Annotated in this window: 13 protein-coding genes and 2 pseudogenes; 10 read left to right on the forward strand and 5 right to left on the reverse strand. The window is 41.8% G+C overall.

Features of this window, described 5'->3' with window-relative positions; genetic code table 11:
* The first annotated feature begins 5 nt into the window (after window positions 1-5).
* The 4 genes from K6984_RS24825 (at window position 6) to K6984_RS24840 (ending at window position 2,232) form a co-directional block, all read left to right on the forward strand.
* A complete protein-coding gene (locus K6984_RS24825; RefSeq protein WP_087870166.1) occupies window positions 6-1,172 on the forward strand; it encodes an IS3 family transposase in 1,167 nt (388 codons plus the stop codon).
* A 176-nt stretch (window positions 1,173-1,348) separates the two neighbouring features.
* Window positions 1,349-1,708: an IS4 family transposase gene (locus tag K6984_RS24830; RefSeq protein WP_221897867.1), complete on the forward strand. Its 360-nt coding sequence runs from the start codon at window positions 1,349-1,351 to the stop codon at window positions 1,706-1,708.
* A 3-nt stretch (window positions 1,709-1,711) separates the two neighbouring features.
* The gene (locus K6984_RS24835) at window positions 1,712-2,026 is read left to right on the forward strand and encodes a hypothetical protein (protein ID WP_221897868.1); all 315 of its coding nucleotides are present in this window, start codon (window positions 1,712-1,714) and stop codon (window positions 2,024-2,026) included.
* On the forward strand, window positions 1,981-2,232 hold the full coding sequence (locus tag K6984_RS24840; RefSeq protein ID WP_221897869.1) for a hypothetical protein: 252 nt from the start codon (window positions 1,981-1,983) through the stop codon (window positions 2,230-2,232). The genes K6984_RS24835 and K6984_RS24840 overlap by 46 nt, the downstream gene beginning before the upstream one ends.
* A gap of 243 nt (window positions 2,233-2,475) precedes the next feature.
* On the opposite strand, the gene K6984_RS24845 is transcribed toward K6984_RS24840, so the two are convergent.
* On the reverse strand, window positions 2,476-2,664 hold the full coding sequence (locus K6984_RS24845; protein WP_221897862.1) for a hypothetical protein: 189 nt from the start codon (window positions 2,662-2,664) through the stop codon (window positions 2,476-2,478).
* Between the two features lie 118 nt (window positions 2,665-2,782).
* Between K6984_RS24845 and K6984_RS24850 the strand changes: the two genes are divergently transcribed.
* The 4 genes and pseudogenes from K6984_RS24850 to K6984_RS24870 all read left to right on the forward strand — a co-directional run bounded on the left by K6984_RS24850 (window position 2,783) and on the right by K6984_RS24870 (window position 5,756).
* Window positions 2,783-3,286 carry a hypothetical protein gene (locus tag K6984_RS24850; protein ID WP_221897863.1) on the forward strand — a complete coding sequence of 168 codons (504 nt, stop codon included), beginning with the start codon at window positions 2,783-2,785 and terminating at the stop codon, window positions 3,284-3,286.
* Window positions 3,273-3,449, forward strand: a complete 177-nt coding sequence (locus tag K6984_RS24855) for a hypothetical protein (RefSeq protein ID WP_221897864.1) — start codon at window positions 3,273-3,275, stop codon at window positions 3,447-3,449. The genes K6984_RS24850 and K6984_RS24855 overlap by 14 nt, the downstream gene beginning before the upstream one ends.
* A gap of 117 nt (window positions 3,450-3,566) precedes the next feature.
* Window positions 3,567-5,449, forward strand: a pseudogene (locus K6984_RS36600) (IS1634 family transposase).
* A 130-nt stretch (window positions 5,450-5,579) separates the two neighbouring features.
* Window positions 5,580-5,756 carry a hypothetical protein gene (locus tag K6984_RS24870; protein WP_221897871.1) on the forward strand — a complete coding sequence of 59 codons (177 nt, stop codon included), beginning with the start codon at window positions 5,580-5,582 and terminating at the stop codon, window positions 5,754-5,756.
* Here K6984_RS24870 and K6984_RS24875 read toward each other — a convergent pair.
* The 3 genes from K6984_RS24875 to K6984_RS24885 form a co-directional block, all read right to left on the reverse strand.
* On the reverse strand, window positions 5,727-7,025 hold the full coding sequence (locus tag K6984_RS24875) for a transposase (RefSeq protein ID WP_221893851.1): 1,299 nt from the start codon (window positions 7,023-7,025) through the stop codon (window positions 5,727-5,729). The genes K6984_RS24870 and K6984_RS24875 overlap by 30 nt on opposite strands.
* A 215-nt stretch (window positions 7,026-7,240) precedes the next feature.
* Window positions 7,241-8,233, reverse strand: a complete 993-nt coding sequence (locus K6984_RS24880) for a transposase (protein WP_221897872.1) — start codon at window positions 8,231-8,233, stop codon at window positions 7,241-7,243.
* Between the two features lie 39 nt (window positions 8,234-8,272).
* Window positions 8,273-8,431 carry a hypothetical protein gene (locus K6984_RS24885; RefSeq protein ID WP_221893723.1) on the reverse strand — a complete coding sequence of 53 codons (159 nt, stop codon included), beginning with the start codon at window positions 8,429-8,431 and terminating at the stop codon, window positions 8,273-8,275.
* 205 nt (window positions 8,432-8,636) lie between these two features.
* Here K6984_RS24885 and K6984_RS34930 point away from each other — a divergent pair, with 205 nt between their 5' ends.
* Together K6984_RS34930 and K6984_RS24890 are read left to right on the forward strand one after the other, a co-directional pair.
* The gene (locus tag K6984_RS34930; protein WP_263458596.1) at window positions 8,637-8,765 is read left to right on the forward strand and encodes a hypothetical protein; all 129 of its coding nucleotides are present in this window, start codon (window positions 8,637-8,639) and stop codon (window positions 8,763-8,765) included.
* 27 nt (window positions 8,766-8,792) lie between these two features.
* The gene (locus K6984_RS24890) at window positions 8,793-9,464 is read left to right on the forward strand and encodes a hypothetical protein (RefSeq protein ID WP_230988284.1); all 672 of its coding nucleotides are present in this window, start codon (window positions 8,793-8,795) and stop codon (window positions 9,462-9,464) included.
* Here the strand turns inward: K6984_RS24890 and K6984_RS24895 are convergent.
* Window positions 9,374-9,789, reverse strand: a pseudogene (locus K6984_RS24895) (hypothetical protein); the annotation flags it as partial. The gene K6984_RS24890 and the pseudogene K6984_RS24895 sit on opposite strands and share 91 nt — an antisense overlap.

Here is a 9,789-nt window from a genome sequence, read left to right on the forward strand (position 1 = left end):
TTAAAATGAGCAGAAAAAGAACGGTCTACAGTGCTGAATTTAAAAGCAAGTTGGTATTAGAAGTTTTAAAGAATGAAAAAACACTGCAAGAAATTGCCAGTGCAAATAACATCACACCTAAGAACCTACAAAACTGGAAAAAAATATTCTTAGACAATGCAGAAATAGCAATGGAGCCCTCCAAAGCCGTTAAAGATTACAAAGAGGATCTATTAGCAGCTCAAGAACAAAATGAGATGCTCACAAAAATCGTAGGAAAAATGACGGTTGAAAAGGAGTGGCTCGAAAAAAAGCTAAAAAGCTTGGACTCATCTGATAGAAAACAGTTGATTGAGCCCAAGCTTAACACTCTACCTCTAACACAGCAGTGTGCATTATTAGGATTAAATAGAAGCAATCTCTATTACAAAAAAAGAGAGAATAAAAAGAAAGAAGAGATCAAAACTCAGATTAATCACATTTTTAAAGACATCCCTATTTATGGTGCGGCTAAAGTACACCAGCAGTTGCTTGAAGGTGGTTTTAAAGTCAGTTTAAACACGGTGGCGAGTTATCGGCAGCAGATGGGCTTGAAAGCCGTATTAGCGGTAAAACAAGTCAATACAACGATCCCCATAAAAGAACATAAAAAATATACTTATAAGCTTAGAGATCTTGATATATCACACGCTAACCAAGTTTGGAGTACAGATATAACCTATATTAAAACCAAAGAAGGGATGGTTTATTTAGCGGCGATTATTGATTGGCACTCAAAAGCAGTGCTCGCCCATAAAATATCAAACACAATGGATTCTTTTTTAGTTATGGATGTATTAGATGAAGCGCTTTCTCTCTACGGAACACCTGAAATTTTTAATACGGATCAAGGCAGTCAATACACCAGTGAAATTCATACCCAACGACTAAAAAACAAAGGCATTACTATTTCTATGGATGGAAAAGGACGAGCAACGGATAATATTTGTATTGAACGGTTTTGGCGAAGTGCAAAATGTGAGCGTATTTATTTAAATGAATATGGTTCAATTAGAGCGTTAATAGAAGATGTTGATGACTATATTGAGTTTTATAATCATCAACGGTTTCATGAAACCCTGGACTATAAAAAACCAATGAATGTATATAGAGAAAGTATTTTAGCTAATGAACAGCAGAATGAAGCGGCTTAGGAATATGGAATAAGGATTGTTGAAAAATCTGTCTTGACTCTTTGGGGTGCTATATCCCAGCCCAATCGCAAGCAGTCAGAAAGTGAAGCATCAAGCCTCGTGAGTCCCGATTGACTGGTATCGCTGTCGCTGGGAAATAGAAATGTTTTTTGATATTTTGAAAGTGGGCTGCAAGGTTGAAAAGCTTCAATTATCCAGTAAACGAGCGCATTGAAAAAGCCTTAGTCATGGCCATGGTTATTGCTTGGCGGGTGATGTATCTTATGCGCTTAGGTCGCATCTGTCCTGACTTGCCTGCTGAATTAATCTTTGATCCTTTAGAATGGAAATCATCTTATGGTTTATTGGACAAAAAGATACCCAAAAAAGTGCCTACACTGAATGCCGTGTTAAGAAATTTAGCGACATTGGGTGGTTTTTTAGGGCGTAAATCAGATGGTGACCCTGGTGCGAAAAGTATTTGGATCGGTTTTCAGAGGATTCAGGACTGCGTATATGGTATTCAAATGGCCAGAAAGCTAAAAGGCGTATTTTAGGACTTGCGAGATGCCCTGAACGCCCTGCGTCCGCAACGACTACGCACAAAAGCCGCTTCGTCATTACTACCTCACTGGCTGGACGGCTATTCGGAATGCAATTCTTGCTCCTCTCGCGTGCTGCTAGCACACGTCGAATCAGCGAATTGCCCTGTCGCCTATCAGGGACTAAAAATCACCACTTCGCTAAGCTCCGTTTCCATGATTTTCAGCGTAGGAGATGCTCCAGCCGCCCTGCGTCCGCCACAGACTGAGCACAAAGCAGCTCAGTCATGGCTACCACAAATGGCTCTACGGCTATTCGGGATAAAATTTTAGCCTCCCTCGCGCGCTATCGCGCACTTCGGATTGGCAAATTTCCCTGCGCCTTCTGGAGACTATCAGCCCGTCCGGGGCTGACAGCGTCGGTAAACGCTGAAATCAAAGCTTTCTGCTGGTTTATTTATCGTTTTAATAGCCCGGCTCTGCATAAATTACTAATGGATCTGATGAAGCCAGCAAGCACCCGGTTAAACAGAAACTGAAATCTGCTGTGATCTCGGTTTTGGCTGGCGATGCTTATAAGAATTCGCAAATAAAATTCCCTCTGCTAGCATTTAAGTTTCTGTATTTAATTAATAAATTTGTAGAATTCAAGGAAAACCACGCCTTTACTAAATTCAAAAAGCAACAACTCACAGGGGAATAGGCTTTAACCTACATATCCACCGACACAATCAACTCTGGGGTGCGGGTCTTTAGCCTGCAGATTATGCACAAGTATTGATTTAACGAAATATTGTAAAAATATCTTGTAAGTGACTAGAATGGCTCGCTTGTATTTCAGGGGCATATTCTTTCAAATCTGGGTAAAGTTGTATTGCTTCCGTGCCAATTTCATTTGCCAGCTCTTGGATAAAGATAATGTTCACAACAAGTTGCTGCTGTAATTCTTCATCCGTCAGCTGCGCATGCAAATCCTTATTTAATTGCTGTATAAAGCCAATATTGCTATAACTCGATGTTCAAGTTTTTGATATTGAGAAGGTAAAATCAGGTATTCTGAGGTTGTTGTAATTTTATCGGTGTAAGCCCATGTTAATGAATGCCCCAGCCACCTTTATCCAAAGCTATATTGACGATTTAAATGATGCGCTCAATCAGCTAAAACCCGGAGCCGCTTTGACACGGATTCAAGCCGCTTGGTTGGGCACTTGTTTAACGGGCATACTGCTAATGAACTCTGTTTGCTGGGCTAAGTTTGAGCGAGCAAGCCTTGGAGATTGCAAAGTAGCCGCATTATCCTGGGTGTTTCGTAAAGCAAATATACCCTGGGACTGGTTGCTACGGGTGAGTGTGGTCTTAATTTTAAAACGTTATGGCATTACTGAAGGTGTGTTGGCCTTTGATGAATCAGACCGAGCACGATCTAAGTCTACAAAACGTATTTATAAAGTTTACAAGCAGAAACACAAAGGCTCCGGCGGGTATGTTAATGGACAAACGATAGTATTATTGCTGCTAGTTACCTCATCCATTACAGTGCCTGTCGGTTTTTTCTTTTATATGCCGGATCCAGCCTTAAATGCAGTGGGATAAAGAAGATAAACGGTTGAAAAAGAGCGGTATAGCAAAAAAAGATCGGCCTATTAAGCCTGAACGTGACAGTGCCTACCCGACCAAAACAGAGATTGCATTAGGCTTATTAACCTATCTTCGTCACTTTTATCTCTTCAAGTCATTGATTTATAATTCGCATTAAAAATTCATCGTAAAAATCCCTTTAGAATCAATGGTGTTTTTTTTGAGTGTCTCTGTAGTGCCATCTTAACTTGCTCTGCCCCTTGATTTTCCCTGGTTTTTCACCGATGCTAGTGGTATGTATATTCGAAGAACCAAAACAAAAAGCCTTGAAGACGGCTCAGCTTATTTCACTTACCGCATTGTAGAATCTGTGCGTATAGGAAAACAAGTCAAGCAACGTACATTGCTCAATATAGGTGCGGACTTTACGATTGATAAAAAGTACTGGCCCTTGCTGACGGCCAGAATCGAACAATTACAGCAAGGTTTGGAACCACATCAGGAAGAGCTATTCAATTTAGCCGATGATTTAAATCAACTTCTGGAAGCAACAGCCCAGCGCTATAGCTCACTGATGACTGCAAAACTGTCACAACCGCTAGATTCAAAAACAACAACGCGAGATTTTCATCATGTCGATATTAATCATGTCGAAGCCATTAATGCCCGTAGTATTGGTGTTGAAACCCTGGCACTGCATGCCGCACAGCAGTTACAGCTAGACGAAAAACTCATGGCGCTGGGCTTTAATAAAGTAGATACGGCGACGGCCCTGGGCACTATCATAGGACGTATGGTTTCACCCGGCAGTGAACTGCAAACACATGACTGGTTGCAAAATCGAACAGGCCTGGGCGAATTACTGGGTCATGACTACGGTAACACCAGCCTGACGCGATTATATACAGTCAGTGACAAGCTACTCAAACATCGGCAACTCTTGAATATTTTCTGGCTGACCGAGAGCAGACGTTGTTCAATTTAAACCGCAAGATTGTATTGTACGATCTGACCAATACTTATTTTGAAGGCCAGTGCGCCCGAAACCCGAAAGCGAAATTCGGTCGCTCTAAAGAGAAACGCACTGATTGCCCGTTGGTTACTCTGGGGCTGGTTCTGGATGGTGACGGCTTTCCATTGAGTAGTCAGGTTTTTCCCGGCAACGCCAGTGAGCCCGCGACCTTGAAACTGATGCTTGACGAACTGCGAGACAAGGATCCCTTTCATCAAATAAAGCCGGTGGTTATCATGGATGCCGGCATTGCCAGCGCTGACAATATTGCCTGGTTAATCGAACAAGATTATCATTATCTCGTTGTCAGTCGAGAACAACATGTAAAAAACCCAAGAGATCAGAAAACTCCGGTAGCGGTCAGGGATACCCGGGACAGCAATGTTGTTGTTTATCGTGAAGTTGATCAAGAAACCGGGGAAACCCGACTCTATTGTCATTCAGAACAAAAAGCAAAAAAAGAACAAGGTATCCGTAATCGCTTCCATGCTCGTCTGGAAGAGGCCCTGGAAAAACTGCACACAGGTCTGAGCAAAAAAGGCACCCTTAAAAAATACGACAAAATACTGGAACGTATCGGACGACTACGTGAAAAACATAGCCGTGTTGCTGCAGATTACACCATTAACGTTATCGCGGATGACAAAAAAAACAAAGCCATCGGTATAGAATGGCAACGTAAACCTGAAAGTGACCAAAAAGATAAGCACTGTGGTGTTTACTGCCTAAGAACGAATATCCCTGACTGGTCGGAAGAACAGTTATGGCTAACCTATACCATGCTGACTGAGATTGAAGCGACCTTTAGAAGCCTGAAAACCGAGCTAGGCTTGCGCCCTGTCTATCACAAAAAAGAAGAGCGGGTTACCGGACACCTATTCATCACATTATTAGCTTACCACCTGGTACATGTACTGCGTTATCAACTTAGATTGCAGGACATCCATCTAAGCTGGGAAAGCATTCGCAACAGGATGTCGACCCAGCAACGCATGACCATTACTTTACCCACGGATAACGATACAATCATTCACCTGCGAACCACAAGCAAAGCAGAAACCAGACAAAAACAAATATACACTGCGTTGAATATTAACCCCGACCCGATTGGAAAAGTTAAAACGATCGTTGATATGAAACCTGTAGTGCCAACTGGGGCCGATTGAAAATTTAACTCATTGAAATAATGGGAAATTGACTGTATATGTCACGAAGATAGGCTAAGCTCCGTTTCCATGATTTTCAGCGAGGGGGCGGAATAAAAAGTACGGGCAGCGTCTGGGGTCAGCCACAGACATGGCAAAAACAGTACAACAAAAGGCCCGATCGTATACCGTGAATCTCTATGGAAAACAGCGTGAAGTCAGGGCTTATAGTCGCGTTGTCATGCTGAAAACATTGAAACGACCCGTTCAGGTTGTCTGGGTGTTTCGTCGCACACCATCAGTGTTCCCCTATCAATTGATGCCGTGAGACTAACCTCGCCACAAGAGAGCTCATAAAGCACTGTAAAGACATTCCTGTTATTATTGCGTTTTGAACTGCCCGAATGGTATACGAGCTGATACGAGATATTCTTGCCTGGAAAAATAATGGATTCACAAAACGATCTCGTTTTTGAGCCTGTTGCTGCCTTATCTCCAGAGCCTCGCTATATTTTTTATCCGATGGATGAATCAATTCTGGCTGTTGTGTTTTTGAACTCTCTTCAAACACGCGCATTAAATTATAGCTCATTGCAGTCAGGCGCATTTGATTTTCAAGTGAGCGGGTATTGGAAGACCAAGCTTTAGTTTCCTTGAAATTACTTTTAGTGTTATTGAATGTCTTTTCAATCGTCCATCGCTTGAAATACAGCATGGCAATGGTTCCAGGGTTAATAGTCATTGGCAAGGTTGTCACAAACCGGTGAAGTTTTCCGGTTTCTGGATCACGGTAATCCACCACGTTAAATTTGATGCCCTTGTTTTCGTACACACTGTATGCTTCAACCCCTGTATTGATCTCATGGCGGGAGTCAAAAGGGATAGACTCAACCAGAGTCGCAATTGAATTTTCTTTTAGCATTGAAATCATGTAATTAGCATGTCGTTTCTGCCGATCCCACCAGACAAAGTCGGTGACGGCTTTATCGTAGACATAGAGATGTTTCTGAGAGCTGTTATTTCCCTTGTTTTGCTTTTCAATATGATCTCGTAACACAGGTATTTCTTGATGCCTCTGAGTTCCGTTTGTCACCAGACAAAGAAATCTGAGCAACCCACTTCTGAGATTCAACGCGTAAATCCCCCCAGCCGCATAAACTTTCCCCTTGCTGTTTTTTTCAGTATGGCAGGCATGATCAATAAAATGTCCATCCGCTGCTTCTATGGTGTATTCGTCAAGTTCCGGGAATGCTTTAAGATAATCAATGCCTTGCGACAGCAGTGTTTCAGCGTGAAGATGATAGCTCTGCTGTTCAAATGCCTCAAGCATACTTGTTCGTCTATGCGACTTCAGTGATTTAAAATACGTTGAGTGGGGAAGCAGCTGGCCATAAATCTGTTCATTGGTTTGGAGGAAATGGCGACCACTATCGACTACACTGATACAGCGTAATAACCCAAGGCGAATAAAGTCGATATCCTTCAACTCTGGGCATGAACGAGCCCACAAAGGATGACGCTCTGCTAACAGGGAACGTTCCATACTTTCATTGCAGTGTTGGTGAATATGTTCAGAGAGTGGTAGGTCTTTAAGCATGGGTGATATCCGTTTATGAGGTGATTAAAACGGAAATTTTTAGAAAAATTTTTTCGGCAATTGCAAGCTTTATTTGAAATTATTTGTTGTTTTTTTACGGTGCCTACAGAGTGTCTATTTTCTGTTATAAGTGATTAAAATCAAAAAGATGGAAATATTCGAGTGGTGCTACCTTCAGGTAGGTTATAGGCTGCTTTGTTTAGGTACTTCTTCTTTCAATGGGAACACTGATGTTTAAAATACTTCATATGAGTCGAATCGCGTTTCGTATTTTTCCATAATTTCTCAATCGGATTAAAATCCGGCGAGAACGCAGGGAGACGTTCTACTGTCAAACGATCTACATTAGCTAACTTAAATTCCTTAATAACACCGCTTCCATGATACGGGGCACCATCTTCAATTAGAATAATCTTGCCTTTATAATAAGCCAGCAATTGTGTTAAAAACTCAACATAGCTTTCACCATTAAAACGCCCAGATGTTTCAGCGTGTTGTAATATCATTGGCTTATAACTCTCGATTAAGACGTTGTCGGCAATAGAATATATCGCTTCCATAAAAAGCTTCTGTGTTGGATATTTCTCATTTTTTAAGCTTTTAAGAATAGCTAAAAATTCTTGAGGCAGCCCAGCTTCTTTTAAAAGTCTAAGTGACTTTGGTTTTATCTCATAAGCCAATGATTCTCGGTATTGAAAACTCCCTCCTTCGAGTTCGATCGTACCAAACATTTTCAACCCTTTTCGAATCCCTGATGTTTTCACTGTGGGTTGCTCTCCTATTGGAGCCCAGGTTCGTGCCAATGAACCCCACATAGCAAATGACACCTCATCACCGAATAAAACGACACTCTTTTCTTCTACCGCCTTTTCCATAATGGCAGGCAATGTTTCTTCCAGCCACGTTTTTCTTTCAAGCTCGTACTTTTCTTCTTCTTGGCGATCAGTCACAAAACGAGCTTTTTGATAACTGAAGCCCAGTTTTTTCATTAGGCTTGATAAATAGTTCAAGTTATAACGAACTTCAAATTTTAACCAAATAAGCTCGGCAATCATCGCAGTATTCCATATTCCACAATGAAATCCATTGTCTTCTGGGCCTTTCTTTATCAACTCAACCAATTTATTTTTCTGGTCTTTAGTTAACTTTGACTTCCGACCACGTCCTTGATAGTGTTGCCCTATTAACCAACCGACACCTTTATGCATGAATGTTTTCAGCCAATTTATAATGGTTTTTTCACAGACTCACATTAGGCGTGCTATTTCTTTGATTCCCATGCATTCACTGAACCAGAGTAGAGCTTGAGTTAATCGATATAAACAAATATTACTTAGCTTGAGAGCTGTCGCCATATTTTTTTTTAGTCGGTCTACAATTGACTTTGAAAAAGTGAGGGATACCATTTTTGACTGTTTCCGTTAGTGTTGGGACGAAAATTATAAGCCAGTTTCCCCTCTGTCGTTTTTGTTTGTTCGGAAATTAATTTTCTGAAAGTCTATAGAGGTAGAATAAGGTCAGTCGAGAGCTACTTTAATTCGATTAACAAAGGCATTGATCAGATAATACGTGTACGTGGCGGAAAAGAGATTAATCGGGGAGTCGCTATTTTTGCGAAAGCTTGTTTTGGGCATCCCAGCCCAAGCAAGCAGCAAAAACTTAACGCGACCACTTATGCCTCCGGCGGCCCCGATTCGTCCTCGTCACCTCGTCCCGACCCAACAAGGGGTCGGAACATAGGCTCCAAATGACTTGACGCCGTGTCGGATGGCCTTTTATTTTGTCTCCACCTTCGCTAACGCTCAGACTCCGACAAAACAACGGCCCTACGGCTATCGCGGACTAAAAATCTTCACTTCGCTAAAGCTCCGTTTCCAGGATTTTCAGCGAGTGACTGTCAGCAGTGCACGATTAAAGGTGAGTTCACACAGTAAAAAACGCTTTGTCATTGCCTTAAAATATGACGGTGAAAACGACTATCGCTATTTAGTGGCGACAGACCTGACTTGGCGCACACAAGATATTATTCAAGCCTATACGTTGAGATGGCTGATTGAGGTTTTCTTTGAGGACTGGAAGCTTTATGAAGGATGGGGGCCTGAGGCCAAACAATTAGATGAAGAGGGATCAAGCCGTGGCCTGATTCTGAGTCTTTTGTTTGACCATTGCCTTCTCCTTCACCCAGAGCAAATAGCCCGCATTGAAAGCAAACTACCTGCGTATACCATAGGAAGCTTACAGCGCAAGTCTCAAATGGATGTACTGCTTGAGTTCATCACGTCATTGCTAGAGTTTCCAGATCCTGGTGATAAGCTGAAAGAGTTAGGTGAATTAATAAAGGATGTGTTTCAACTGATGCCATCAGGAAAACATATGATTGGCAGAGATTTAGGGCGCTTAGAGCCAACACCATCATTAAAGTATTGTTCTGCTGGGTGAAGGTAAGAGTTTGATGGCAATGGGATGGAAAAACTTGAACATCGAGTGTAATTCAAAAATTTATCGCGCATGTCACCGTTCGGTAATTCTGCTTCCGCCCAATGCCTGAATAGTCCCTGCATCTCGAAATTTAGCTGATAAATCTGCTGTAACTGGGCTCCTCCCCTTTGCATAAAGACCAGGTCAGTTAATTTATTGCTAAAAAATAACAGCGCAATACCACTCCAATATAGCGTAAAGTCCCAGATGACTTTTATAGTCATCACTCTAGCACTCCCCATGATAGGGTATTGCTCTTCATAAACAGTGCCAAAGGCTAAAAACA

The organism is Bathymodiolus japonicus methanotrophic gill symbiont (assembly GCF_019721995.1).
In the GTDB taxonomy this organism is placed as follows: domain Bacteria; phylum Pseudomonadota; class Gammaproteobacteria; order Methylococcales; family Methylomonadaceae; genus Methyloprofundus.